The organism is Dyadobacter sp. CY343 (assembly GCF_021390335.1).
GTDB lineage: Bacteria > Bacteroidota > Bacteroidia > Cytophagales > Spirosomataceae > Dyadobacter.
This window is the reverse complement of sequence record NZ_JAJUXK010000010.1, coordinates 42,533-68,869: the sequence shown is the minus strand read 5'-3', so window position 1 is coordinate 68,869 and position 26,337 is coordinate 42,533. Positions and strand designations below refer to the sequence as shown.

21 protein-coding genes and 1 riboswitch are annotated in these 26,337 nt (G+C 45.4%); of the genes, 9 read left to right on the top strand and 12 right to left on the bottom strand.

The window, feature by feature from the left end; genetic code table 11:
* Positions 1–7 precede the first annotated feature (7 nt).
* The 10 genes from LZG94_RS25195 to rocD all read right to left on the bottom strand — a co-directional run bounded on the left by LZG94_RS25195 (position 8) and on the right by rocD (position 12,463).
* Positions 8–775, bottom strand: a complete 768-nt coding sequence (locus LZG94_RS25195; protein WP_233794431.1) for a bifunctional 2-polyprenyl-6-hydroxyphenol methylase/3-demethylubiquinol 3-O-methyltransferase UbiG — start codon at positions 773–775, stop codon at positions 8–10.
* Entirely contained in the window at positions 772–1,692 is a 921-nt protein-coding gene (locus tag LZG94_RS25190; RefSeq protein WP_233794430.1) for a glycosyltransferase family 2 protein, read from the bottom strand. The genes LZG94_RS25195 and LZG94_RS25190 overlap by 4 nt, the downstream gene beginning before the upstream one ends.
* Before the next feature lie 2 nt (positions 1,693–1,694).
* Positions 1,695–2,786, bottom strand: coding sequence for a DegT/DnrJ/EryC1/StrS aminotransferase family protein (locus LZG94_RS25185; RefSeq protein WP_233794429.1), 1,092 nt, complete (start codon positions 2,784–2,786; stop codon positions 1,695–1,697).
* Positions 2,783–3,169 (bottom strand): FdtA/QdtA family cupin domain-containing protein, encoded by a 387-nt coding sequence (locus tag LZG94_RS25180; RefSeq protein ID WP_215235917.1) that lies wholly within the window; start codon positions 3,167–3,169, stop codon positions 2,783–2,785. Before LZG94_RS25180 ends, LZG94_RS25185 begins: the two co-directional genes overlap by 4 nt.
* A 226-nt stretch (positions 3,170–3,395) precedes the next feature.
* Complete coding sequence (locus tag LZG94_RS25175) at positions 3,396–4,595, bottom strand: hypothetical protein (RefSeq protein ID WP_233794428.1); 1,200 nt, start codon at positions 4,593–4,595, stop codon at positions 3,396–3,398.
* A 45-nt stretch (positions 4,596–4,640) separates the two neighbouring features.
* Positions 4,641–7,739, bottom strand: coding sequence for an SMC family ATPase (locus LZG94_RS25170; RefSeq protein ID WP_233794427.1), 3,099 nt, complete (start codon positions 7,737–7,739; stop codon positions 4,641–4,643).
* Between the two features lie 130 nt (positions 7,740–7,869).
* Entirely contained in the window at positions 7,870–9,384 is a 1,515-nt protein-coding gene (locus LZG94_RS25165) for a GH3 auxin-responsive promoter family protein (protein WP_233794426.1), read from the bottom strand.
* 109 nt (positions 9,385–9,493) lie between these two features.
* Positions 9,494–9,748: a GlsB/YeaQ/YmgE family stress response membrane protein gene (locus LZG94_RS25160; RefSeq protein WP_233794425.1), complete on the bottom strand. Its 255-nt coding sequence runs from the start codon at positions 9,746–9,748 to the stop codon at positions 9,494–9,496.
* Between the two features lie 64 nt (positions 9,749–9,812).
* Positions 9,813–11,204 carry a S41 family peptidase gene (locus LZG94_RS25155; RefSeq protein ID WP_233794424.1) on the bottom strand — a complete coding sequence of 464 codons (1,392 nt, stop codon included), beginning with the start codon at positions 11,202–11,204 and terminating at the stop codon, positions 9,813–9,815.
* Entirely contained in the window at positions 11,201–12,463 is a 1,263-nt protein-coding gene (rocD, locus tag LZG94_RS25150) for an ornithine--oxo-acid transaminase (RefSeq protein ID WP_233794423.1), read from the bottom strand. Before rocD ends, LZG94_RS25155 begins: the two co-directional genes overlap by 4 nt.
* A 121-nt stretch (positions 12,464–12,584) precedes the next feature.
* Between rocD and LZG94_RS25145 the strand changes: the two genes are divergently transcribed.
* The 5 genes from LZG94_RS25145 to LZG94_RS25130 all read left to right on the top strand — a co-directional run bounded on the left by LZG94_RS25145 (position 12,585) and on the right by LZG94_RS25130 (position 17,381).
* Positions 12,585–12,818: an addiction module protein gene (locus LZG94_RS25145; RefSeq protein WP_233794422.1), complete on the top strand. Its 234-nt coding sequence runs from the start codon at positions 12,585–12,587 to the stop codon at positions 12,816–12,818.
* Positions 12,818–13,120, top strand: coding sequence for a type II toxin-antitoxin system RelE/ParE family toxin (locus LZG94_RS26630; RefSeq protein ID WP_409013369.1), 303 nt, complete (start codon positions 12,818–12,820; stop codon positions 13,118–13,120). Before LZG94_RS25145 ends, LZG94_RS26630 begins: the two co-directional genes overlap by 1 nt.
* A 47-nt stretch (positions 13,121–13,167) precedes the next feature.
* A riboswitch (TPP riboswitch) is annotated at positions 13,168–13,262 on the top strand.
* A gap of 79 nt (positions 13,263–13,341) precedes the next feature.
* Positions 13,342–15,795 carry a TonB-dependent receptor gene (locus LZG94_RS25140; RefSeq protein WP_233794421.1) on the top strand — a complete coding sequence of 818 codons (2,454 nt, stop codon included), beginning with the start codon at positions 13,342–13,344 and terminating at the stop codon, positions 15,793–15,795.
* 27 nt (positions 15,796–15,822) lie between these two features.
* Positions 15,823–16,851 carry a uroporphyrinogen decarboxylase gene (hemE, locus tag LZG94_RS25135; protein ID WP_233794420.1) on the top strand — a complete coding sequence of 343 codons (1,029 nt, stop codon included), beginning with the start codon at positions 15,823–15,825 and terminating at the stop codon, positions 16,849–16,851.
* A complete protein-coding gene (locus LZG94_RS25130; RefSeq protein ID WP_233794419.1) occupies positions 16,851–17,381 on the top strand; it encodes an HAD-IIIA family hydrolase in 531 nt (176 codons plus the stop codon). The genes hemE and LZG94_RS25130 overlap by 1 nt, the downstream gene beginning before the upstream one ends.
* On the opposite strand, the gene LZG94_RS26435 is transcribed toward LZG94_RS25130, so the two are convergent.
* Both LZG94_RS26435 and LZG94_RS25125 read right to left on the bottom strand, forming a co-directional pair.
* Positions 17,378–17,506 (bottom strand): hypothetical protein, encoded by a 129-nt coding sequence (locus LZG94_RS26435; protein ID WP_255700718.1) that lies wholly within the window; start codon positions 17,504–17,506, stop codon positions 17,378–17,380. The genes LZG94_RS25130 and LZG94_RS26435 overlap by 4 nt on opposite strands.
* A gap of 111 nt (positions 17,507–17,617) precedes the next feature.
* Positions 17,618–19,105: an arginine decarboxylase gene (locus LZG94_RS25125; RefSeq protein ID WP_215235904.1), complete on the bottom strand. Its 1,488-nt coding sequence runs from the start codon at positions 19,103–19,105 to the stop codon at positions 17,618–17,620.
* 540 nt (positions 19,106–19,645) lie between these two features.
* Between LZG94_RS25125 and LZG94_RS25120 the strand changes: the two genes are divergently transcribed.
* Genes LZG94_RS25120 through LZG94_RS25105 form a run of 4 tightly spaced genes read left to right on the top strand, consistent with a single transcriptional unit; the run spans position 19,646 to position 26,276 of the window.
* A complete protein-coding gene (locus LZG94_RS25120; RefSeq protein ID WP_233794418.1) occupies positions 19,646–20,272 on the top strand; it encodes a TetR/AcrR family transcriptional regulator in 627 nt (208 codons plus the stop codon).
* Positions 20,262–21,638, top strand: coding sequence for a TolC family protein (locus tag LZG94_RS25115; RefSeq protein ID WP_233794417.1), 1,377 nt, complete (start codon positions 20,262–20,264; stop codon positions 21,636–21,638). The genes LZG94_RS25120 and LZG94_RS25115 overlap by 11 nt, the downstream gene beginning before the upstream one ends.
* Before the next feature lie 42 nt (positions 21,639–21,680).
* Positions 21,681–22,814 carry an efflux RND transporter periplasmic adaptor subunit gene (locus LZG94_RS25110; RefSeq protein ID WP_233794416.1) on the top strand — a complete coding sequence of 378 codons (1,134 nt, stop codon included), beginning with the start codon at positions 21,681–21,683 and terminating at the stop codon, positions 22,812–22,814.
* A gap of 30 nt (positions 22,815–22,844) precedes the next feature.
* A complete protein-coding gene (locus LZG94_RS25105; RefSeq protein WP_233794415.1) occupies positions 22,845–26,276 on the top strand; it encodes an efflux RND transporter permease subunit in 3,432 nt (1,143 codons plus the stop codon).
* The last annotated feature ends 61 nt before the right edge of the window (positions 26,277–26,337 follow it).

Below are 26,337 nucleotides of genomic sequence, written 5' to 3'. Positions count from 1 at the left end.
TTCTGCGTTATTTAGGCTGCAATACCATAAACAAGGAGCTGCCGAAAGGTGCTTTTTTCAGTAATACAGCTTCCGTTTTAGTTACAGCTCGGAGCACAGAATTGATCAGGTCACCCGGATATTTCACGTCGGAATCTACCTGGCTCACATCAATCGCATTGCGGCGGATCTGGTAGTTTTGCCACTGCCGCACAGCCAGAATAGGCAGCGAGAGTAAAAAAGGCCAGTAGGTGTTATATGTAATTTTAAGACCCGCTGTGTTGCTATATCTATTAAAATCCTGCATTGTAAATCTCCGCTGACTTCCCACAGCCAGGTCGTGAATGCCGGAAAATGCTTCAAATGCATGGATATTGATGATAATAAGCCCGTTTGGATTCAAACGATTTTTGAAGTTTTGCAGCGCATTAATAATCTCGTGATCGCTCAAAAAGTACAATGCATCGTTGCAGCAGATCACATCGAACATTTGCCCCGGCGAATAGGATTCCATGTTTTTCAGATCGCCAAATGTCACATTCAGATCACGTTCATTTGCAAAATCAATCGCATGTTGCGAGTAGTCGAAACCGCTCAGATTCTGGAATCCATTTTTCCGCAAATAAGAAAGCAACCCGCCCGTCCCGCAAGCTGCATCCAGAATAGCCGGATCCTTTTTCTGAGGTTTAGAACGTTGATTAATCTGCTTCAAAACCCGCTCGTGCAGAACCTGATACCACCAAAGCTGCTGCTCCACCTCAAACATGCGCTGGTATTCCAACCTGTTATCGATCATACCGGCTCTTCGCTATTGTATTTGATAACATATTGCGGCTGACCACTTTGCGCCATAAAACTTTTACCGATATATTCTCCCAATACACTTAATAATGTACATTGTATGCCGCCGATAAAGATGATCGTAGCTGTTACCACCTGCCAGCCTTTTGGATCGGGTCCGATGAGCCACTGAACAGTCAGGAATAGAAGCAGGAAAAAGCCGAGTGTAAACAAACCGAATCCAATAGGCATAAAAAGCCGGATCGGGAGCGACGAATAGCAAAAAAGGATATTAAGAAAAAGGGAGACTAATTTTTGCCAGGTATAGTTAGAAATACCTTCTTCGCGCTTCAAATGCGCTACCTGCACGGTACCGATATTCTTCGTAATCCTGAAAATCAACCCGTCGATGTAGGGATAAGGTCCCTGGTATTTGATAATTTCCTGCACCACTTCCTTGCGGATTAGCTTGAAGCTCGACAGATACAGATCTTTGGGTTTATTCAACAAATAGCTGGTCAGCCAGTTTACCAGCCTGCTTCCGAGGTTGCGACCTATCGAATGCTGTTTTTTGGAATAATAGGTATAAACCACATCAAAACTGCCATTTTCAGCCACTTCAACCAGTTTCAGAATCTCCTCAGGCGGGTTTTGGAAGTCATCGTCGATCATCACACAGTAATCACCGAAGGCCCAGTTTAACCCGCACATAACTGCATTAAATTCACCGTAATTGCGGCGCAGCGAGATAAAACGCACATTCGGATACGTTTTGGATAGCTGCATGCACACCGCTTCGGACCTGTCGCGGCTGCAATCATTGACAAGAATGATCTCGAAAGTGATTTTGGATAAAGTTGCCTGCAATTTTTCAACCAAGAAACGAATCGTCTTCTCGCTGTTGTAAACCGGAATAATGACTGACAACTTCATGCTTAAAGGTCAAATTGGTTAATGGTGCCGATGATATAGGTAATCTCTTCTTCGCTGAGCACCGGGTTGAGCGGCAGGCTGATCACCTGCTCGTGAATACGCTCTGTCAGCGGCAGACTAAGATCATTGATGGACTGGTACGCCCGCTGCTTGTGAATCGGCAAAGGATAGTGAACGTTCGTCTGTATACTTTTGCCTTCCAAGTATTCGATCAAAGCGGCCCGCCGAGGGTGCCGGACTACAAATAGGTGCCACGAATCCTCGTTTACGCGGTCTGCTGGCGGTAATATCAATTCTGTCAGTTTAATCTCCCGCAGGTATCTGTCAGCGATTTCCCGCCTCCGGTTATTCTCCCTGTCCAGAAAAGGCAATTTGACATTCAGAATTGCCGCCTGAATTTCATCCAGCCGACTATTAACTCCCTGATATTCATTCTTATATCGTTGCTGCGAACCGTAATTGCGCAGGTATCTTATTTTCGTTGCCAGTTCACTATCGGATGTGGTAACTGCCCCGGCGTCGCCCAAAGCTCCCAGATTTTTGGTTGGATAAAAGCTAAAAGCCGTCGCGTGGGCGATAGAACCGACTTTTTTTCCGTGGTAAGTAGTACCATGCGCCTGGGCTGCGTCGGTAATTATTTTGAGATTATATTTCTCAGCGAGTGCGATGATCGGATCCATTTCACAACTTCTTCCGTACAGATCCACAGTCACGATCGCCTTGGTCGCGGGCGTTATATGTGCTTCCACCAGCTTCGGATCCAGCAGCATCGTGGCCCAGTCGGGCTCGACGAATACAGGTTTCAAATTGAGGTAGCTCAAAGGAAGCACCGAAGCAATATAAGTATTGGCCGGAACGATCACCTCGTCGCCGGGCTGGAATTCCATTGCTTTCAGGATCAATGTAATCGCATCGAGCCCGTTAGCCACGCCCACACAGTGATCAGCCCCGCAATAGGCAGCGAAATTGTTTTCAAAAACTTCCAGTTCCCTGCCCAGAATATACCAGCCCGAACGGATTACCCGCAGGGACGCAGCTTCAATCGCATCGAGATAGGGCGCATTAACGCGGTTTAAATCCAGAAAAGGGATCATTGAACAAGCAGCGGCTTCAATGCGTAAGGTTCGTCGATATAATCGGCTTTATCGTAGTACTCATTTGACAGAACCAGCAACATCGCATCGGAAGAGAATGTATCCATTGTGTGCCAGTCTTTCGGTTCCAGGATGAGGCAGGTAGCCGGGTTATCGAGTGTGAAATACTCTTCTGTTTCACCATCGTTGGAATAAACGCGGCAGCTTCCGTGAAGACAGATCAATGCATTCCACGTTTTATGGTGCCTGTGTCCACCTCTGGGCGCATCCCCGGTACCATATATATAGAAAACACGCTTGATAGTCCCCGGAATAATCTTTTCAAAAACCGTCAGGTTGCCCGAGTCGGTATTGAATGTATTCAAAGTAATTAATAATGGCATATAAAACCTTCTGTTTGGACTTGCTAAAAAACACCCACACAACAATTACCCGGAACTCATATTTCTTCTGAAAATACAAATAAAAAAATGAGATAAAAAAAGCGTTTAACAAAGGGCCTTCGCTAACTTTTTTATTATCAGTATATTAAAAAATAAACTTTATAAAACGATAATTTAAGCGATCTCCGTAAAGGACACTTTAAAGCAGAAGCAGTCAGATCGAATGCTACCCAAAAAAATTCCAGCCCGCGAAATGATCTATATACATGAATATCTTGACCGGTAAAGGTTCCAGCCAGAGTATCCTATTGTAACCCATATAAAATACTTCCAGGTGCGTGACGCAGACTACCGCCGTGAAAAACAGGATCAGCCGGATTGTTGCGATCGATGTAGTTTGAATAAGTATATGAAGAGAAAGCAAAATAAAGGGAAAGCCATAAGCCAGCGCCCGGTCCAGATCGTGCACGTAGATTCCAGTTGCGGTTAATACAATAAACCCGATGAAGAGCGCCAGTACGAGCCAGTATTTTTTTGTAAGCCAAAGGATCAGAAAAGCAGCGAGTATAATCAGCCAGGTTCCCTCAAAAGTGGCCCAGATACTACTTCCAAGGCCATTTCGGTGCGCATCTGCAAATAGTACCGGGGTACCTATTGTGGAATAGCTGTGGTTTGGAAAATATTTATCCTGCACATAAAAACGAATTCCAAAGTATACGATCCAAGCCAGCCACACTACCAGACTCTCTTTTGTAAAAAACCGCCTGAAAATTCCCAAAAAGCTGAAATCGTCTTTTTCGTAAGCTTTCGCAACCATCCACCAAAGCAGCAGATACCCGCCCGCGATCACAGCCCGCTCGTCGGTAAAAAAGGCAGCCTGAAGCGAGAAAAATATGATCAACGGATTTCTGCTTAACAATGCAGCTAACAAGAAAAAATAGGCGAATCCGTCGCCGTAACCGTGAATATCAGCGAAAGTCCAGACACTCACGAATGTATTTGCAATAGATAATATGACCAGCGCGGTCACCGCTTTATCCTGGCAAAGTACATAAACGTAGTTACCAATTCGTTTTAAAAACAATACCCCCAGAAATGCCTGAGCAAACAATATGATGAGAATATTGCCATTTGTCAGGAATGAGAACAGCGGCAGTGTCCAGCGAAAAATCATATTCTCCCGGCGCACATCATAATCCATGTCTTTCGGGTGAAAGAGGTCCTGCGCCTGGTTATGGATAAAAACCCAGGCATCGAGCTTCACACCGCCAGGACGAAAATGGTCGATTAATAGCGTGTAGGGGGGAAATGCGAGAAACAGCGCGATAGCGACAGAAACCAATGTGGCTTTCCATAACCAATTGTCCGCGGCCAACTTAAGCTCAATCCAGGTAAAAAAGGACCGGTAGAAATTTTCTAAGATCATTGGGGGTAAAGTGCATACAGCATCAAAGATACGTCTATTGAAATTTCACTTCCAACTGGCTTCGATTCGGCTTCCCTCTTCACTTTCCGTTATCTTGAGATAAGTCTGTATTTCCTGTTGTAAATCCTCTACGTGGCTGATAATCCCGACAATACGATTTTCTTTTCGCAGCGATTTCAATGTATCGAATACGGTTTGCAGTGCATTTTTATCCAGAGAACCGAAACCTTCGTCAAGGAAAAAGAAATTGTGTTTTGATTCGTTGCGGATGTGAATGTGATCCGCGAGCGCGAGGGCGAGAGAAAGTGCCGCCTGAAATTTCTGTCCGCCCGAAAGTGTTTTCAGCAACCGCATATGTCCGCCATTCAGCAAATCCCTGATCCAGAAACTGTTACCTTCTCCCAGTTCCAAATGCAGCTGCTGGTGCGTCATTTGATGAAAACGGTGGTTTGCCGCCTGGATCAGATTATTAAGATAAATACTGGACGCATAATCGACGAATCCGCTCGAACGGAACAACTTGGCTAGATCGTCCAAATGCTCCTTTCTTAGCTTCAAACGTGCTTTTTCCTTTTCCAGCACATTCTTTTTGGCCAGATCTTCCTCCATTTTTTTGACAAGCCTGTCGAGCCCTCCTTCTTCTTTTTGCTGTTCGTTCAGTCTGGCAGTCAGATTTTTTTTGGTCAGAATCGCCGCTTCGTGTTGCACCGGATCATATTGCTGCTCCGGATTTTCCTGTAAAAGGTTATGCAAATCCCGGCTGGTTGATTCTAATGCGAACTTGAACGTTTCAATCGCTTTCCGCTCTGCATCAATCTGGATCTGGTTTTTCAGTATCGTTTCAACCTGCGATTCTGAATCAAATTGGTATCTCGCGAGCTGCAAGTCAATGCTATTCTGGGTCTCTTTCAGGTCCGTTCGATAACTATCCAATGCAGTCTGCAAAGTCGCCTGACTTCCCAGAAGTACATTTTTTTCAGTTTCGAGCGTATCGAGTTGTTTTTCAGTTTGTTCAAAAAGCGAAACGATCTCTTTGTAGCTCGACTTCAATGCATTGATTTTCTCAAAGATCTTTACCTCCGGCTCATTTCTATAATCCGCCAGATCAATCCGTTCAAGCTGCTCGGTTAATGTTAAAATTGTGTTTTCAAGCCGGATTATCTCGTCTTTCAGTGCTTGGAGGGGCTTTTCTATCTTTTCGGTTTTCTCTTGAATTTCCGTTTCAAGCTGTAATGTCAGCTTTTTAATAGCGGCTTCTGCATCGCGGATAGTTTGCTGGCTCTGGGTGACCGTTTCAAAATATTTGTCAAAACCTTCTCTGTCATTCCGGTCGAATCTGATCCAGACAAACAGCTTTTCGTGCGCTTCTATTTTCGCTTTTGCCGCAGTCCAGCGCTCTTTAATAGCCGCTTTTTGTTTTTCAAGATGATTGATTTCGTCAAATAACCGCTCGATCGGCGACTGTAACGTTCGAACTAATTTATCGTTTGCGTCCAGCTGCGCAATGTTTTTCTCCACCGCATTGATCTCCGGCGAGAGCGACTGATCCGCATGTAAAACCGAGGGATGATGCGCAGAGCCGCAAAGCGGGCAAGGTTCACCGTCTTCAAGTGCGCCAGCGTACTGTTGCAATGCAAGCTGTGTATTGAATTTCAGCAACTTACCTGTCAGATTTTTCCTGGCAATATCATTTTTATTCAGAACCTCCTGAACATAAACCTGGAACTGCGCCAGATTGATTTCCACAGGTGCCCCCAATGCAAATTCGGCCCAAAACTCCTCTAATTGCAATTGCAGTTTCCCCTCTCGCGATTCAATATCCCCTTTCAGATCGTCCGCTTCTTTCTTAACAGCAGTTCTGTTTTCTAGCAAATTCCCCGAAGTGGAATACCAGGATTTTATCAGACTAAGCTCCTGAATATCTGCAAGCTGCGCTTTCCTGGTCTCATTTTCAGCCTCACTTTCGGCCTTTTTCACCTTCAACAATTCGATCGTGCGCTCCTTACTTTTAAGCTGATCTTCCCCGCGTAGCAAAGCTTCTTTTCTTTTCTCAGCTGCTGCGGAATTTTCGAGAATACGAATTACTTTTTCGAGTTCTTCGGCTGTATCAAGCAGCTCTTCTTTTTTCTCGTAATGTGGTTTCAGTTCGTTGAATGTACCTTTTTGCTTTTCGACCAGAAGAGCCAGTTCTTTACTTCTCAGCTGATTATTCAAAAATTGCTTTTCGTCGCGCTCTGTGTCGGTTATTAATTTTCTTTTTTGGTCAAAAAGCGATTTGAAGTGGAGTGAGCAGATTTCATAAATGCGGAGTATTTCCTCCCGGCGCTGCATTTCCGGCGCGTTCAGTTCCAGTTCTGCTTTTTGTTTTTGGAGCAAACCGATCTTTTCTGCCGTAGCTTTTAAGCGCTGAAAAAGGCTTTCCAGCTCGGTTTGAAGTAATAATTCAGCAGTAACTTTCTTGATTTCCTCCCTTACCGTTTCCCGCTTTTTCTGCTCTTCACCGATCATCTCGGGAGTTACCTCGCCCAGTCCAGTCAGCTGCCCATCGACGTTTGATAATGCGAGATCATTTTGTTTGCTTAGTGAGCCTACATTTCTGCTGAGATCGTATTTTTCAAGCTGAAAAAGCTCCTTCATCATCCGCGTCCGTTCCGCGTCGCGCAGCTCTATAAATTCCTGAAAACGTCCCTGCGGAATAATGATCGTGCGCCTGAAATTATCATAGCTCAGCCCTATTATATCCTCAGCCGATTCATTTTCCGGTAATGGTACCCACTTATCATCTTCCCATTTATAACCTCTTCTCTCAAAGGTTTTTACTTCTTTAAAATTCTTGGTATTCCTCTTCCCTCTGACAGTAAACCTATATTTATCCCCATTTTTCCCCGCAATGCACTCAAAATCAATCAGTAACTCATCAGAGCGTAGATTCATCATGTTGTAGGTACGATCGTCCCCCGACTTATTCAATCGCTCGGTATCGCCGTACAATGCAAATGTGATCGCTTCCAGAATTGAAGATTTCCCACTTCCCACTGCGCCGAAAATCCCAAACAACGCAGCGTCTGTCAAAGGATCAAAATCAATCTCCTGCTCTGTCTGGTAAGAATACAGGCCTTTAATTTTCAGGTACTTGGGAATCATTGAATTGGCTTTAAGCTGTTAGCTATTGGCTATTAGCTGTTAGCTGTTAGCTGTTAGCAGTTAAGTTTAATGAATGAATCGAATGGTGAGCAAAAAGCAGCTAAAAGCTAAGGGCTAAAAGCTAAACAGCTTATATTCCCCCCAGCAGATCATCCAGGTATTCCCGGTCGTTGCTGAGCCTGGGGACTTTATTCTGTCCTCCCAGTTTTTTCCGTTTTCCCATCCACGAATAGAAGGTACCGGCTGGTACGAAGTGGATGACGGGTGGCAGGAGCGCCATATCTTTGTATCTTTTGGCGTCGTAATCCGAGTTTACTTCACGTAATGCCTCGTCCAGCGCGTGACTGAATTCCTGCTCATTTTCAGGCGCTTTGGTAAATTCAATGATCCATTCGTGGCTGCCGCGCGAGCCGTCGCCCATATATACCGGGCCGGCTGTGTAGTTGGCCACGAGACAATCGGTTTTCTGCGCCGCGACTTTGATCGCATGATCCGCATTTTCGACGATCACTTCTTCTCCGAATGCATTGATAAAGTGCTTGGTACGCCCGCTTACTTTCACCCGAAACGGATAAACCGACGTAAATTTCACAGTATCCCCGATCAGATAGCGCCATAAACCGGCATTGGTGGAAATGACCATCGCATAATTCTTGCCCACTTCGACTTCGTGCAGCAGCAATGCTTTCGGGTGTTTTTTACCAACTTCCTCCACGGGAATAAATTCGTAGAAAATGCCGTAATCGAGCATCAGCAGCATTTCACCTACTCTGTTTACATCATCCTGGATTGCGAAAAAACCTTCCGAAGCACTGTAAGTTTCAAGATATAAAACCTGATCCGACGGGAAATATTTGGTCATGAAAAGATCGCGGTAAGGCTCGAATGAAACTGCACCGTGAACGAATACCTCGAAATCGGGCCACACTTCCAACATATTCTTCTTACCGGTCAATTCAAGTATCTGGTCGAGCAGCACGATCGTCCAGGTAGGTACGCCGAGAATGCTCGTCACGTTCTCCTGTGAACAAATGGAGGCCATTTTTTCAAGCTTACTTTCCCAATGGTCCATCAACGCCACTTCCAGCGGCGGGGTGCGCATAAATTCAGCCCAGGAAGGCAGATTTTGCATAATTACCGCAGAAACGTCGCCGATCTGTGTATAATCATCAAATGGATTTGCGTGTAGAGTCCCGCCGATCGACAATCCTTTTCCGTCAAAAACCTGCGTATCGGGCCGGTTATTGATCAATAGCGTCATCATATCTTTTCCACCCTCATAATGACATTCTTCCAATGCTTCGGGGGAAACGGGGAGGTATTTGCTTCTGGCGTTGGTAGTTCCGGAAGACTTGGAAAACCATTCGATCGGCGAAGGCCACATTACATTGGGCTCACCTTTCAAAACACGCTCAATATAAGGATACAGATCTTCGTAGGTAGAAACCGGCACCTGGTCCTGAAACTCTTTCACCGATTTGATCTGACCAAAATTATAGCGACTACCAAATTCCGTGTAGCGGGCCGTTTCAATCAGTTCTGAAAAGATACGCTGCTGAGTCTCCACGGGATATTTCATAAACTGCTCTATCCTTTCAAAGCGACGCTTTAAAAACCAGACAGTCATATCGTTAACCAGCTTCATTGTATTTACTCAGTTTGAAGTGCCAGATGCAAGACCGTAAAAATAGCAATAAAAAATGGTGGGAGAGCAGTTTTTCAACTTGTTTCCCACCATTCTGTTACTTAGAAATCTATGATCTTGAGCTAAACTTTCGGTAGATGAAAAGGAGCAAAACTGCACCTAATATAGCTATGAAAAGGCTTCCGAAATTAAATCCGTCAACGGTACCGTAACCCAGCATCGATGAGATCCAGCCCCCTATCACGGCACCCGCGATACCAATCAAAATGGTGATGATAAAACCGCCCGGATCTTTACCCGGATGGATTGCCTTCGCAATAGCACCGGCGATCAGGCCAACAACGATCCATGTTATAATTCCCATGATACTTAGTTTAGATTAATGAATGTGATTACAACTCAATAATCAAAAAGCATGCCGTATCAGATCATTTATCAAAAAACATATTGCTGCCCCCTGCCTTTTTCACAATCGAAGAAGTAATTTCCTGACCTTCCTCTTCCTGCAAAACGCGCACATTCCGTGCCTGCCTTACCACGCGCTCTCCCGTGATTTTGAACAGGGCTTCGCTCAGCAGCGGATCTTTCGGGCTTCCGTAGGGATAAAGAATGTTACCCTCACTGGCTGGAATATCGGGTACAAAACCAGTGTGGTAATCTGATTTTTTATCCTTGTTTAAAGACTTCGAAACAATAGGCTGCAATCCCCATTTAATACCCCTATCCTCGCCTGTTAGCGTTACGGATCCCACATTTTTACCAACCGTTTTGGATCCCACCAGCGTTACGTTCATAAATGGTTTCAGCCCATTGATCAGCAGTTCACTTGCCGAAGCTGAACGGGAGGAAACCAGGAAAACGAGGTTATTGAGGTTAGCGCCCAGGTTTTGTGGTTTAGTGATGAACTTATCGTAAAAATAGGAGTCACCGTATTTCTTGCGGTTCGTCTCGGTTACTTCGTCATTGTATTCTTTGTAATAAAAAATATCATTCGAATTACCTTTCACGATCAGGCTCGCCAGGTTGGTTGCGGAACTCACGTACCCGCCCGGATTATACCTCAGATCCACGATGAGCGCATTCACATTGTTCCGCTGGAATGTAGTGAAGATATTGTCGAGCTCCTTGTCGTATTGTCCGTTCGTCGCCTTGTAGGGCTGGGGGATAAACTGGTGGTATACGACATAACCGATCTTGTTGGCCCCGTAAGTGAATATGGTATCAAAAAAAACCGGATTTTCCTGCAATACAACCGGCGTTAGTTCACGCTTTGTCGTGCTTTCTTCCAGTTCGCTACCATTGATTTTCGCGAGTCCGAATGTCTTTTTATCCTGCGTATTCAATAACCCGACGTAGTTGCTGTTGACCAGTTTCTGGTCGTTTATCCGATTGAATATATCGCCGCGCGAAAAGCCTGCCTTATCTGCGGGAGAATCGGGAATCACGTATAAAACAATACCGACCACATTAATGGTGCCGCTGGGAAAGTTGACGAGCTTATATTCCATGCCCGTCGTTTTCGACTCTCCCGCGAGCGACGCTTCGAGCTCGTCGGCACTTTCCTGGATCCATGAAAAGCGGTCGCCGTCGGGGCGAGCATTCGCATCAAATGGATATAGCAGGGATTTGAAAAAATCGGCTGGACTTTTGGAATAATCGGGCTTGTCAGTGATCTTATCGTTCCAATAATACCAATACTTCATATTGGCGTAAATCCATTCATTGGTCTCTGTTTCGGACGCTGGATTCACATTTTTCTCCCGGCAGCCGACGATTGTCAATGCGGCCAGCAAGAGAAGGGGTACGTAATTTAGTTTCATAGTGCTTGATTAGTTTGCAGAAATACCTCCTGAATGATATCGCAGGCCTGGTTCATTTGCGCCTCGTTAATAACCAGCGGAGGCGCGAACCGGATCTTGTTGCCGTGGGTAGGTTTGCAGAGCAGTCCTTTTTCCATCATTTTGTAACAAAGATCCATCGCCGTCGATCCTTCCTCGCTGTCATTGATTACGATCGCATTCAAAAGTCCTTTCCCTCTAACGATTTCAATCAGAGAACATTGCTGCTGCAAATCCAGCATTCTTTTTCGGAAAATCTGGCCCATTTTCTCTGCGTTTTCTGCCAGGTTTTCATTTTGCACCACTTCCAGGGCTGCAACCGTCACAGCGCACGCGAGCGGGTTGCCTCCGAACGTGGAACCGTGCTCGCCCGGTGCGATCGTGAGCATGATTTCGTCATCGGCAAATGCGGCCGAAACGGGCATTACGCCGCCTGAAAGCGCTTTTCCCAATACGAGTATATCCGGTTTCACATTTTCCCAGTCACAAGCCAATCGCTTCCCTGTGCGCCCGATGCCGGTTTGTACTTCATCCGCTATAAAAAGTACGTTGTATTTGGTACACAAATCCCTCACACCTTTAAGATAACCCTCTTTCGGCACCACTACCCCGGCCTCGCCCTGGATCGGCTCGACCATAAATCCTGCTACATTCGGGTCACTCTTAAAAATAGATTCCAATGCTTCGAGATCGTCGTAGGGAATGATTTCATAGCCAGGCAAAAACGGCCCATAATCGTCAGTGCTCGATGGATCAGTGGAAGATGAAATAGCGGCTAACGTTCTTCCCCAGAAGTTGCCAGCAGCGTACACTGTTTTAGCTTTTCCCGGCTCGATACCTTTCACTTTATATGCCCATTTGCGGGTTAGTTTCAATGCAGTTTCGCCTCCTTCCACACCCGAGTTCATCATTAAAACCTTGTCATAACCGAAGTATTCACACAGATATTTCTCGCATTCACCCAGCTTATCATTGTAAAAAGCGCGGGAAGTAAGCGTGAGTTTTTGCGCCTGCTCGATCATCGCATTGATAATATGCGGGTGGCAATGCCCCTGACTCACAGCACTATAAGCAGACAAAAAATCAAGATATTGCTTTCCTTCCACATCCCACAAATACACACCTGACCCTCTTTCAATCACCACCGGCATAGGCTTGTAATTGTGCGCGCCGTAACGGTATTCCAGCTCCATTGCATTTTCAGTCGCATTCGCAGCGATAGTGTTCGTATAGTCAGGCATTTTGTGTTTTGTTTTGAAAAAGTAAAGTATGTAAAAATAGCGAAAAGCATTGACGGAATTAAGTGATTTTACAGTAACCCCAATAATCCTATATTTGTAAAAGCTAAAAAAAATAAATGTTATGAAACCGCACTATATTCCAGACAATCACGGCATCACTACCCGCATTTTCATTCCAATTCAGGAGTGGAATTCGCTTAAAGCAGAACATACGGAGATTGAGAGACAGAGAACTTATGAAATTCCTCAATGGCATAAAGACCTCGTTCTTGAAAGAATGGAAGCGTTCAAGCGTGGAACAGAAGAATTAATCGACTTCGAAGAGGCTATGGATGAAATTGAAAAGAATCTTTAATGCACAAAATTCAAATCTCTCGCTCTGCCGGGCGGGATATCAGAGAGGCGGCTCTTTGGTACAATGAACAGCAGCCCGGCCTAGGCAGACGATTCACACACTCGGTCAGGGGAAAGCTTAAATTAATAAGTAAGAATCCCCGCTTATATGAGCTTCGATATGCGAACGTCCGCGTGGCAATATTGCCAATTTTTCCATTTGCGATACATTTCAGAATCGATAGTGCAAAGAAAACAGTCGGTATTTTTGGCATTTTTCACACAAGCGTAAATCCTGAAAAGTGGCAGTCCCGAAAAGAATAAGGGAAAGCTGCCTTGAAACACCGATTTCAAGCGCTAAATTTGCAAACATAATCTCAAAGGGGTGCCCTACCTGACGGGCTGAGATCATACCCATAAACCTGATCCGGGTAATGCCGGCGGAGGAAGAGAAAGCTGGAAAAATTCATAGCTGTTTCTATTTTTTATTTATTGTTAAACATCAAGATAGGTGGCCCCTGCCTGTTGTAACTATTTATCTCGCAATGCGAAACGTTACTACCTATCTGCTCGTGCTGGTTTTCAGCGCAACTTTTTGTGCCAATACTTCTGCACAACGCACCATTTCCGGCCGGATTACCGATGCCGAAGACGGGAAGCCACTCCCCGGCGCGACGATCAAAGCTTCCGAAATCCGTGGTACCAATTCTGACCAGAACGGAAATTTTACCTTACGTAATATCTCAGAAAATGTCAGCGAAATTGAGGTATCCTATATTGGTTATGAAACCGGCAAATTCGCAGTTTCACCGCAGAACCAGCTGGATATCAAGCTTTCCAGAAGCACTTACCAGGCCGACGAAGTGGTGATCAATGCAACACGCGTCAATGAAAAAAGCGCGATGGCGTTTACGAATGTGAGCTCGGCGGCGATCGACAAGCAGAATCTCGGCCAGGATTTACCGGTACTCCTCAATTTTACGCCTTCTCTGGTAAGTACAAGTGACGCGGGCGGGGGTGTAGGTTATACCGGAATCAGGATACGTGGCTCCGATGCCACGCGCATTAACGTGACCGTCAATGGGATACCTTATAACGACGCTGAAAGTCAGGGTGTTTTTTGGGTGAATATGCCGGACTTTGCATCGTCGGTCAGCAGCATTCAGATCCAGCGCGGGGTAGGTACTTCGACAAATGGTGCCGCTTCTTTTGGCGCGACGGTGAATATCAATACCAATGCATTGCGGAAGGAAGCTTATGCCGAGCTGAATAATGCTTACGGATCTTTCAATACTTTCAAAAATACATTGAAAGTAGGTACCGGTCTGATCAAGGATAAATTCACGTTTGATGCGCGCCTTTCCCGCGTTTCGTCCGACGGTTTTGTCGATCGTGCGGCATCTGAGCTGCATTCCTATTATTTGTCAGGTGGATATTTTGGCAAGAAAAGCTTTGTGCGGATTAATGTATTTTCGGGAAATGAGCGTACTTACCAGTCGTGGAACGGTGTACCTGAGGCGAAACTGCGCGGCGACCGCGAGGGAATCCTGAGCTACATTGATAGAAACGGACTGGACGAACCAGATGCGCAAAACCTGCTGAATGCAAACAACCGGACCTATAATTCTTACACCTACAAAAATGAAGTAGACAATTATCGTCAGGATCACTACCAGATCGTTTCGTCGCACAGTTTAAGCGATAAATGGAACTTCAATCTCAATGCATTTTTGGTAAGAGGTTTGGGGTACTACGAGCAGTACCGGAAAGGTGATGATTACGCAAACTACAACCTGCCAAATGTGATAATCGGCGCAGATACGCTGGAAAGTACAGACTTGGTTCGCAGGCGCTGGCTGGACAATTATTTTTACGGAACAACATTTTCACTCGATTACAACAGCTTCAAAAAGCTGACAGCCAGCATTGGTGGCGGCTGGAACAAATACGACGGCGACCATTACGGACAGATTATCTGGGCCAAAAATGCAGGAAACATTGAAAATGAGCATCGGTACTATTACAGTCAGGGGATCAAAAAGGACTTTAATATTTACGGAAAACTATATTACCAATTTACCGACAAGCTCAATGCATTTGCCGATCTGCAATTCAGGACGGTAAGTCACGCGATTCACGGAACCGACAATGATCAGCTGCAACTCGCTGTGGATCAATCCTATTCGTTCTTAAACCCCAAGGCAGGACTAACCTATCAGATCGCGGATCAAAGTACCGTTTACGCTTCTTATAGTATTGGCAATCGCGAACCTAACCGGGACGATCTTACTGCCACGACAACTGCTATTCTGTTCCCCAAAAATGAGAGTCTGCAAAATGTGGAGGCTGGATTTAAAACGCAACGGGGAAAATTTGCTTTTGCTGCGAACTACTATTTAATGCATTACAAAAATCAGCTGGTACTCACCGGTCAGATCAATGATGTTGGAAATTCGATTCGTGTGAATGTTCCGAAAAGCTACCGGACAGGAGTTGAGCTGGAAGGAGCGGTGGCATTTAACCGTTTTCTGAAATGGAATGTAAATGCCACTTTTAGTCAGAATAAGATCAACAATTTCACCGAATATGTGGTTGATTATGATAATGGCGGGTATCAGACCATCGACCACGGAAAATCTGACATTTCATTTTCACCCAATGTAATTGCGGGAAGTCAGCTCATGTATTCCATTCAGAAAAACCTCGAACTCGCGCTGCTGACCAAGTACGTAAGCAAGCAATATCTGGATAATACTTCTACCGAAACCCGCAAACTCGACGCTTATTTCACAAACGATGTGCGGCTTTCGTGGACGATCAAACCAGCCTGGGCGAATGAAATTTCATTCAATTTATTGGTTAACAATATCCTTTCCGAGCAGTACGAATCGAATGGATATACGTATGGCTACATTGCAGGAGGCGCATTAACGCAAGAGAACTTCTACTTTCCGCAAGCCGGCAGAAACTTTCTGGTAGGGGTCAATTTTAGGTTTTGATTTCGACTTTCTGGCTACCTTTGCCGCATGGAACTCAAAAATGATCTTTTGCTTCGAGCGGCGCGGGGCGAGAAAACGGAGCGGACGCCGGTTTGGATGATGCGGCAAGCGGGCCGGATTTTGGCTGAATATCGTGCGGTCAGAGAAAAAGCAGGAAGTTTTATTCAATTGGCGACTACGCCGGAACTTGCTGCCGAAGTAACGTTGCAACCCGTTGATTTGCTGGGCGTTGATGCAGCGATTATATTTTCAGATATCCTGGTGGTACCCGAAGCAATGGGGCTGCCTTACGAAATGGTAGAGCAGCGCGGGCCTGTTTTTCCCGCGACCGTGCATTCGATGAAGGATCTCGAAAAGCTGCACGTAGCCGAACCAGAAACCGATCTGAAATATGTCCTCGACGCCATTAAGATCACAAAACAAGGTTTGGAAAACAGGGTTCCCTTAATCGGATTTGCAGGTGCGCCTTTTACTATTTTCTGTTATATGACAGAAGGAAAAGGCTCGAAAACCTTTTCAGTGGCAAAAAAGCATTTGTACGCAGATCCTGAGTTTTCTCATGCATTGCTTCAAAAAATAACAGACAGCACGATCGCCTACCTGAAAGCGCAGGTGGTTGCCGGCGCCAATTTGGTGCAGATATTCGATTCCTGGGCAGGGATTCTGTCTCCCGAACAGTACCGGATTTTTTCACTCCCCTACATCAAGCAGATCTGCGACGCGATTAATGAAGTGCCTGTGACGGTTTTTGCCAAAGGTGCTTTCTTTGCAAGAAAAGAGATCAGTGAACTGAGCTGTGAAGTGGTGGGGCTTGACTGGAATATGGATATCCGCGAGTCACGCGAACTCATTCCGAACAAAACTTTACAGGGAAACCTGGATCCTTGCGTGTTGTACGCATCCTACGATCAGATTAAAATAGAGGTAAAGAAAATGCTGGAACAGTTTAGTACCCAGCGATATATCGCCAACCTCGGCCACGGCGTTTATCCGGATACAGATCCGGACAAAGTCCGCTGCTTCATCGAATCTGTCAAAGAATATTCAAGTCTGTAATGTCCTCATTAAAAACAAAATGCGTTTTCCTCGACCGCGACGGTGTGCTCAACGAGGATTGTACCAATTATACTTACGACCTAAAAGAGCTTGTTATCCTGGAAGGTGTGCCGGAAGCGCTCCAAATGCTCAAAAAGGCAGGTTATCTCCTGATAGTTGTCACCAACCAGGCCGGGATTGCGAAAGGTTTGTATAAAGCCGAAAACGTGTATGCAATTCATGAAGCAATGCAACAAGCTTCGGGAAATGCATTGGATGATATTTACTTTTCACCTTACCATCCGGAATACTCCGGCGCTTCACTTTCCCGGAAGCCAGGTTCTTTAATGCTGGAAAAAGCAATAACGAAATATGATATTGACCCGGACCAATCGTGGATGATCGGCGACAGGGACAGAGATATGGAAGCTGGTAAAAAAGCGGGTGTGAGAACAATTCAGATTGTTCCTGAAAAAGAAAGTTCAGAGGGAGATTATGCGGCAGCCAGTTTATTGGAAGCTGCGCATATTATATTACAAACTGCAAATTAGGCCTTTACTACCGGCGCAGCCTGTGGTGCTGTTTGAACTGAACCGTAAGCAGGACAAGCATGTTTCGTGCAAGCTGAGGCTGCCAATGTTCCGCAAATCGCAACCAGAACTAAGATTTTCTTCATTTTCCGTTCGTATAAAGTTTTTGTCACCGTAAAAATATAAAAAAATTCTTTGAATGAGAGTTAGAATGTGACTAATAACGAACTCATTCAAAGAACTTTATATCCAGCGTATTAAATTTTTGTTTCGACCAATTCTTCTTCGACCTCTTCCGGCGCGTCTTCTTTTCCGTCGTTGTTATTAATCTGACTTATAAAAGGCTCTTCTTTAAAGCCCAGAATACGCAGCATTGAATCGCTGTTCTGCTCTTCGGCAAATACGCGCGTGGTAATCTTCCCATCTTCGTCCTTGTCCACTAAAACGTGTTTCGGAGCTGGTATCAGGCAGTGCTGAATACCTCCGTAACCGCCCAGTGATTCCTGATAAGCCCCGGTGTGAAAAAAGCCGATATATTGCTTTTCAGTCTCTTCCTCGAAAATAGGCATATACAAATCCGCACTGTGCATTTCGCTGTTATAAAAATCCTGCGAATCACAGGTCAGCCCGCCCAGGTTCACTTTTTGGTAAGGACTGTCCCAGTTATTGATCGGGAGCATGATGTACTTTTGGTTCATACCCCACGAATCCGGAAGCTGCGTAATAAACGATCCGTTGATCATATACCAGAGCTCCTTGTCATTTTGCAGCTTTTTATCAATGATCTCATAGATTACCGCGCCACTTTCACCGACTGTATAGCTACCGAATTCAGTAAAAATATGTGGGACAGGAACGTTGTTCTTGTTACAGATCCACTGGATATTTTCAATGATCTCGTCAATCATCTGCTGGTAATCGTAACCAGCCTGCAAAGAAGTTTGGATCGGTAAACCGCCGCCGATATCGATCGAATCGAGCTCAGGGCAGATCTTTTGCATTTCGCAATATTTGAACATAAACCGGGTGAGCTCACTCCAGTAATACGCGCTGTCCTTGATACCGGTGTTGATAAAGAAGTGCAGCATTTTGAGTTTAAACCGGGGATTCGGCTCAATTTTCTCTTTATAAAGCTGCTGCACATCGTGGTACCGAATACCCAGACGTGACGTATAGAATGCAAAATTAGGTTCTTCATCCGTCGCAATACGCATCCCGAAATTCACAGTATCCGCAGTTACCTGCTGCTCGTAAGATTCGATTTCTTTGAGGTTATCCAGAATAGGGACCACATTGAAACCTTCGTTGATCAGCTCACTGAGGTATTGCGTGTAACGAGGCAATTTGTAACCGTTTGCAAGGATGTAGGTACTCTTAGTGACCTTGCCGCGGCGGTATAGCTCGCGAATAATGGGGATATCAAACGCAGATGAAGTCTCAATATGAATGTTATGCTTCAACGCCTCTTCCAGCACGAAGCTGAAATGCGATGATTTTGTACAATAACAATAGGTATAAGTACCCTTGTAATTGTGCCTCTTGAAAGCATTCCTGAAGAACATATTCGCATTCTCAATATGCTCCCCGATTTTAGGTAAATAATTTATTTTAAGGGGCGTACCGTGCTCCCTGATGATCTCCATCAGAGGTACATTGTTGAACAGCAATTCATTATTATCAACATTAAATTCCATTGTGGGAAATTCGAACGTCTGCTCAATAAGGTCAATGTAGCTGCTTTTCATTATATGCTCGTCGCGGTTGTAATGATGGACTTATAAGTAAATGGAAATAAAAAGACGCGAAATTTGGATAGAATGTGCGTCATTTCCAAACACTGTTCACAATGAAATCATTCCCTTCATGCAACGTTTTATCGGCCGTTTTCAAAGGTTCATACCTCAAATACTCCGTTTAAGAATTTTTTGATTGACCATCCGGACCAAGAGTGGCTACTTTTAAGCCCGGAGCCAGACCGAAAAGCTCTTTATCCGAAAAAACACCCTTCCTCCCGCCGATAATATGGCACTAGTTATTCAGGAAATAATACAAATTAAGTTATTGTTATCATTTCTCGTATGCTTGCGAAAAAGGCCCCTGGTATATGATATTATGTAAAAATAAGTGGTGCGACGCTGTCCAAAGGTGATCTGCAACACATTGAAGCAGCTTTATAAAGCATTGGCATAGAAAGAAATGCAGTAAATGAAGGAAAAACTAGAAAACTTTAAAAATTCACAGAGTTTTCGTAGTTTTTATCATTCGAATATTTCAAATTTGCCTCCGTGAAAGATCGAATTATAAAATCAGCTTTGAATCTGTTTTGGCGCTACGGTATCAAGAGCGTTACGATGGATGATATTGCCAGGGATCTGGGCATCTCTAAACGGACTATCTATCAGCATTACTCGGACAAAGAAGCAATTCTGGCATTGGTTATCCAGGAAGAAATCAAGTCTCAAAAATGTGATATGGAAATGCTGGACTCGCAGGCTTCCAATCCGATTGAACAAATGCTTTACGCCTCGGTTCAGATGCGGGAAACGATGGCAAATATGAACCCAACTTTTTTATACGATCTGAAAAAGTATTACCCCGCAGCATGGGACCTGTTTCAAACTTATAAACATGAATATATTCTCAAAAGCATTCGCGACAACCTGAAATCGGGCATCGAGCTTGGACTGTACCGGCCGGATATTGATGTGGAAGTACTCTCACTACTGCGCATCGAGCAGGTCGTAATGGGTTTCGACCCGACTATTTTTCCGCTCAAAAAATTTGATCTGATGCACATTCAGATGGAATTCGTACACCATTTCCTGAGAGGCGTCTTATCGGAGAAAGGATTTGAAAATTATAACACCATAAAAGATAAATCAGCAATTGAAATCAATACCCATGAAAAATGAACGGATCACGCGCCGCAGTCTGGTACTGCTGGCGATATTATTGAGTTATGTCCCGCTGTATGCGCAGGACGGAGGTTTTTCACTGAAACAGGCAGTCGATTACGCGATCAAGAACAACCTGAATATCAAAAATGCCCAGCTCGACGCAGTTTCTGCGGAGGCCAGGATCGGCGAAATCAGGGCGGCCGGGTTGCCTCAGGTTAGTGCCAACTTCAACCTGACCGATAACCTGATCATCCAGCGATTTTTCCTCCCTCCCGGTGAGTTTGGCGGCCCAAGTGTACCCGCTACTGCTGAACCTGTTGCGATCGAATTTGGGGTAAGGTATCTCGGAACCGCTTCGGCGACGTTAAATCAGCTCATTTTTAACGGTTCTTATTTTATCGGTTTAAAGGCGGCGGCAACTTACCGTGAGCTGGCACAAAAGAGCACTACTTCTTCGAGAGTACAGGTGGCAGAGGCGGTTACGAAGGCTTATTACTCAGCTCAGGTTGCGGAAGAACGCGCTAAGCTGCTCGATCTAAACATTTCCCGGGTAGATTCGCTCATGCGCGAAACCAAGGCTATGAATGCCAGCGGCTTCGTTGAACTTCTGGATGTGAACCGGCTCGAAGTGCAGATCAATAACCTGCAAACCGAACGGCAGAAAGTGCAGAACCTCATCGAGCTGAGTTATGCATTGCTGAAATACCAGATGGGAATGCCGGCCAACGAACCGATCAAGCTGATTGACGATATCAATGCAGTGAACATCGATTCCCTGAAATCTTCCTTCTCCGGCGCTGAGCTGAATTACAGCAACCGCATTGAATTTTCGCTGCTGGATACGCAGGAAAAACTCGCAGGATTAGATATCCGGAATGTGCGCGCGGGGTATCTTCCAAGTGTGTCGCTTAACGCAAGTTATGGCCACAACAACGGTCAGAGTACATTTGCTAATTTGTTCTCCACGAGATGGTTCAACAATGCATTGGTAGCATTGAATGTGAACATTCCGATTTTCGATGGTTTTACAAAAAAGTACCAGCTCGACCAGCGGAAAATTGCATTGGACAAGATCAAAAACAGCCAGTCGCTGCTCAAACAATCCATCGATCTGGAAACTAATCAGGCCACGATCAATATCAAAAATGCATTCGCCACACTGGAAACACAACAGCGGAACCTGCAATTGGCAGAAGAGATCGTGCGGGTTTCCAAAATCAAATACAAAGAAGGCGTAGGCTCGAACATTGAGGTGATCAATGCGGAATCGTCACTGAAAGAAGCACAGACCAACTATTTCACCGCGCTGTACGACCTGATGATCGCCAAAGTGGATCTCAGCAGAGCAAAGGGCGAACTTTATACCGAAACAGGAAATTGACCTTAACACTTACAAAACTTGAAACAGCTACTTACTAATACCATGAAAAGACATATTTTACTGATAGGCGCCCTGGCTACGATACTTGCTTCATGCGGAGGTGAGAAAAAAAATGATCTGGCAGGCAAAAAAGAAGAGCTAGCCAAACTGAAAACTGAACAGGCTGAAAAAGAAAAGCAGATCAAGGCACTCGAATCTGAGATCACTAAACTCGACCCTAAAAAGGCAGCTGAGGCCAGGATCAAGCCCGTATCCATTGATACTTTGAAAGCCGAAACATTCCGTCACTTTGTAGAACTTCAGGGTACCGTCGACGCCAAGAACAACGTGATGGTTACGCCTAAGGCAGGCGGCGTGGTAGTCGCGATGAATGTAAAAGAAGGTGATTATGTAAAGGCGGGAACCACCATCGGCAAGATCGACAATAGCTTACTGCAGGAATCTGTGGAAGAATTGAAAACCCAGATGAGCCTAGCCAATACGATCTATGAGAAACAAAAAAATCTTTGGGACCAGAAAATAGGTACCGAGATCCAGTTTCTCCAGGCGAAAAATAACAAAGAATCGCTGGAAAGAAGAATGAGTACTTTGAATGCACAGCTTTCGCAAACCAATATCGTCTCTCCAATGGCGGGGGTAGTGGATATGGTTAATGTGAAAGTGGGCGAAACGGCTTCTCCCGGAATGGGCGTGGTCCGGATCGTCAACCTGAGCAACCTCAAAGTGTCTGCGAAAGTATCTGATACCTATGCTGCCAGTGTTAAAAAAGGGGACGAGGTAATCGTGAAATTTCCCGACCTAAAAAAAGAATACAAGGCGCGGGTTTCATTTGTAAGTACTGCCGTGGATCCGCTTTCAAGAACTTTTACGATCGAGGCCAATCTTCCGTCTAACAAGGATATTAAGCCCAATATGATGGCCAATGTGCAGATCAACGACGCGATCAGTAAAAATGCGCTGGCTATTGATCAGAACTATGTTCAGAGCACGGAAAAAGGCAATGTGGTGTACGTGGCAGTGACAGAGGGAAACAAAAAGATTGCCAGAGCCCGCGAAGTAAAAACGGGTTTGAGCTATAATGGGAAGATCGAAATCCTTTCGGGGCTTACTGCCGGCGACCAGCTGATTACGCTAGGCTACCAGGAAGTTTCAGATGGTCAGCCGATTAGTTTTTGATAGCAAAAAACCATTCAACATTAGCTTTTTATGAAATTTAGCGAATACAAAACCCTTGGTTTTACCAACTGGTGCGTAGAGAATCGGACGACGATCTACATCTTTACGTTCATCATCACGCTGGCCGGGTTTATGGTTTACAATAACCTGCCCAAAGAGCAGTTCCCGGATATCAAGATCCCGCAGATCTACATCAATACCGTTTACTTTGGAACTGCGCCTGCCGATATCGAGAACACGATCAACAAACCCATCGAAAAGCAGCTTAAATCGCTGAGCGGGGTTAAAAAGATCAAATCCAATGCATTGCAGGATGTATCCGTGATCCTGGTTGAATTTACGCCGGATGTAGCCGTGGAAGTCGCATTGCAGCGGGTCCGCGACGCGATCGATAAAGCAAAAACCGATTTACCACAAAACCTGGATACCGGCCCTACCGCGCAGGATGTGAACTTTTCGGAGTTCCCGATCATGAACGTGAACATTGCCGGAAATTATTCACTGAAACAGCTCAAACAGTTTGCCGAGGATTTGCAGGATGGAATTGAAGCGCTGCCGGAAATTACGCGCGTGGATATCCTGGGCGCATTGAACCGTGAGATCCAGATCAATGTAAACCTGGATCGCATGCGGTCGACCGGTCTGACATTCTATGACATTCAAACCGCGATCCAGGGTGAAAATATCAACGTGTCGGGTGGTGAATTGAATGTAGAAGGTGTAAGAAGGACTTTGCGTGTAAAAGGTGAATATACCAATGTAGCCGACATGGCGAATATCCGCATTCGTACTGCCACAGGCGCGACGATCCGGTTGGGCGACGTTGCTGACGTGCGGGATGATTTTGAAGAACAGCAGGATTTCGCACGTTTGGCCAACAAATCGGTAATTACCCTGAACGTGATCAAACGTTCCGGTGAAAACCTGGTAGCCGCGGCAGATAAAATCGAAGAAACAATTGCCGATTTCAAGGAAAACCGTTTTCCGCCCGGATTGGACATCAATATCACAGCTGACCAGTCGATCCAGACCAGAGCCGATCTCCACGATTTGATCAATACGGTTATACTCGGATTTATATTCGTAGTAATGGTACTGATGTTTTTCATGGGTGTGCGCGACGCGATCTTTGTCGGGTTGTCGGTGCCGCTCTCGGCTTTGGTGGCCTTTGTAATGATGCCGATCATCGGGCCGCTGGTAGGGACCGAATTTACTTTGAACACCATTGTACTCTTTGCATTCCTGCTCGGTATTGGTCTGGTTGTGGATGATGCAATTGTGGTAATCGAAAATACGCACAGGCTTTTCAACAATCATAAAGACTGGACGATCCAGCAGGCGGTGAAAGCAGCGGCTGGCGAGGTGTTTATCCCGGTACTTTCCGGAACACTCACTACCATTGCACCATTCTTCCCATTGCTTTTCTGGACTGGTATAGTCGGGGAATTTATGAAATTCATGCCGCTGACGCTGATCATTACGCTCGGCGCATCACTTTTCGTAGCGTATGTAATGAACCCTGTTTTCGCAGTATCATTCATGGGCCGTCACGACGACGAAAAAGAAGCCCACGATACCAGCTTCAAGGCGATCCGCAGACCTGTGATCATTTTGGGAGTAGCTGCATTGATCGGCTACCTGGTCGATCGTGGTATCGGTAACTTCATAGTATTCATATTGGTACTCTGGATTTTCAACCATTATATCCTGACACCAAGAGTGCTTGTTCCTTTCCAGGACAGACTGTTGCCTGCATTGAAAAATAACTATCGTAAACTGATCGACTGGCTGCTGCGCGGCTGGCGTCCGGTGGTTGCGATCGTGTCGATGCTGGTACTTTTGGTAGCGACATTTATTATAACCGGTATTGCCCAGCCAAAGGTACTTTTCTTCCCAAGCGGCGATCCTGACTATGTGTACGTTTACGCTAAAATGCCTATTGGAACAGACGCAAGAGTGACGGATTCTGTGACCAAGATCATCGAGAAAAAGGTTTTTGATGTTTTGGAGAAGGAAAAAGCGATGGATATGGTCAACTCGGTGATTGCCAACGTGGGTAAAAATGCCGGTGATCCTTATAATCCCGACCGCGCTGCAACGCCGCATAAATCTAAAATCACGGTTGCATTTGTGTATGGAACCGAGCGTGGAGGAAGATCTTCGGAAGCGATCCTTCGGAAAATAAGGGCCGCAGTAGCGGGTATCCCGGGTGCCGAAATATCCGTTGAACGCGAAGCGGTAGGTCCGCCAACTGGTAAGCCGATCTCCATTGAAATTTCGGGAGATGAATTTGAGCAGTTGCAGGCTCTGGAAAAAACGGTATTGAAGCGCGTTGAACAATCCGGCATCGAAGGTATCGACCAGCTTCGGTCCGATCTGGTGACTAACAAGCCTGAAATTGTAATTGATATCGACCGTGAAAAAGCGCAGCGCGAAGGGATCAGCTCCCAGCAGGTAGCACTTGCAGTTCGTACCGCATTGTTCGGTCTGGAAGTGTCCAAATTCCGCGATGATAAGGACGAATATCCGATTATGGTAAGGTTGGAAAAAGATGATCGCGAGCAGATTGAGAAGCTTTTGAGCCTCAATGTGGTGTACCGCGATATGAATATGGGCGGTGCATTGCGCCAGGTGCCTATTACTTCAGTGGCCAATATCCATTACTCAACTACATTCAGCCAGATCAACCGCCAGGATCAGCAACGCATAGTTACCCTGGGATCCGACGTACTCCCCGGCTACAACGCCAACGAAATTGTTGCGCAGATTCAGACATTGATCGAAGATATGGAGGTACCAAATGGTTATACCATTAAAATGGGTGGAGAACAGGAAGAACAAAACGAATCGATGGCGTTCCTGGGAACTGCATTCGGTGCGGCAATCCTGTTGATCTACCTCATCCTTGCAACTCAGTTTAACTCGGTCGTCAAACCTTTCATCATCTTCTTCACGATCGTACTTTCACTGATCGGGGTGTTACTGGGTTTTGTAATCTTCAAAAAAGATTTCTCGGTGATCATGTCGGGTGTGGGTATTATCGCGCTGGCTGGTATTGTGGTGAAAAACGGTATCCTTCTCATTGAATTCATCGAAGAGCTTCGAGGCAGAGGTTACCCGATGCGTGAAGCGATCATCGAAGGCGGCGCGATCCGTTTGACACCTGTATTACTTACCGCGTCAGCGGCGGTGCTTGGTCTTGTTCCCCTTGCATTGGGTATCACAGTCGATTTCGTCGGACTTTTCCGCGATCTTGAACCCGACCTGATCATCGGCGGACCAAGTTCGATTTTCTGGAATATCCTCGCCTGGACAATCATTTTCGGTCTCACCTTCTCAACCGTACTTACGTTGATATTGGTACCGTGTATGTATTATGTAAATGAGAGGGTTCGTGAAAAATGGTTCAGAAAAGGCAAGCAGGAAGTTGTGAACCCGAACTGGCAGAACGAAACGATCTAAAAGGAGAAATACTGCCTGTCTCAATTTTTTTCAAACTGAGATAGGCAGTATTCCAAAAATT

Coding starts and splice junctions, on each gene's coding strand:
- LZG94_RS25195 (WP_233794431.1), bottom strand. CDS start 775: ATGATCGATAACAGGTTGGAATACCAGCGCATGTTTGAGGTGGAGCAG.
- LZG94_RS25190 (WP_233794430.1), bottom strand. CDS start 1,692: ATGAAGTTGTCAGTCATTATTCCGGTTTACAACAGCGAGAAGACGATT.
- LZG94_RS25185 (WP_233794429.1), bottom strand. CDS start 2,786: ATGATCCCTTTTCTGGATTTAAACCGCGTTAATGCGCCCTATCTCGAT.
- LZG94_RS25180 (WP_215235917.1), bottom strand. CDS start 3,169: ATGCCATTATTAATTACTTTGAATACATTCAATACCGACTCGGGCAAC.
- LZG94_RS25175 (WP_233794428.1), bottom strand. CDS start 4,595: ATGATCTTAGAAAATTTCTACCGGTCCTTTTTTACCTGGATTGAGCTT.
- LZG94_RS25170 (WP_233794427.1), bottom strand. CDS start 7,739: ATGATTCCCAAGTACCTGAAAATTAAAGGCCTGTATTCTTACCAGACA.
- LZG94_RS25165 (WP_233794426.1), bottom strand. CDS start 9,384: ATGAAGCTGGTTAACGATATGACTGTCTGGTTTTTAAAGCGTCGCTTT.
- LZG94_RS25160 (WP_233794425.1), bottom strand. CDS start 9,748: ATGGGAATTATAACATGGATCGTTGTTGGCCTGATCGCCGGTGCTATT.
- LZG94_RS25155 (WP_233794424.1), bottom strand. CDS start 11,204: ATGAAACTAAATTACGTACCCCTTCTCTTGCTGGCCGCATTGACAATC.
- rocD (WP_233794423.1), bottom strand. CDS start 12,463: ATGCCTGACTATACGAACACTATCGCTGCGAATGCGACTGAAAATGCA.
- LZG94_RS25145 (WP_233794422.1), top strand. CDS start 12,585: ATGAAACCGCACTATATTCCAGACAATCACGGCATCACTACCCGCATT.
- LZG94_RS26630 (WP_409013369.1), top strand. CDS start 12,818: ATGCACAAAATTCAAATCTCTCGCTCTGCCGGGCGGGATATCAGAGAG.
- LZG94_RS25140 (WP_233794421.1), top strand. CDS start 13,342: ATGCGAAACGTTACTACCTATCTGCTCGTGCTGGTTTTCAGCGCAACT.
- hemE (WP_233794420.1), top strand. CDS start 15,823: ATGGAACTCAAAAATGATCTTTTGCTTCGAGCGGCGCGGGGCGAGAAA.
- LZG94_RS25130 (WP_233794419.1), top strand. CDS start 16,851: ATGTCCTCATTAAAAACAAAATGCGTTTTCCTCGACCGCGACGGTGTG.
- LZG94_RS26435 (WP_255700718.1), bottom strand. CDS start 17,506: ATGAAGAAAATCTTAGTTCTGGTTGCGATTTGCGGAACATTGGCAGCC.
- LZG94_RS25125 (WP_215235904.1), bottom strand. CDS start 19,105: ATGAAAAGCAGCTACATTGACCTTATTGAGCAGACGTTCGAATTTCCC.
- LZG94_RS25115 (WP_233794417.1), top strand. CDS start 20,262: ATGAAAAATGAACGGATCACGCGCCGCAGTCTGGTACTGCTGGCGATA.
- LZG94_RS25110 (WP_233794416.1), top strand. CDS start 21,681: ATGAAAAGACATATTTTACTGATAGGCGCCCTGGCTACGATACTTGCT.
- LZG94_RS25105 (WP_233794415.1), top strand. CDS start 22,845: ATGAAATTTAGCGAATACAAAACCCTTGGTTTTACCAACTGGTGCGTA.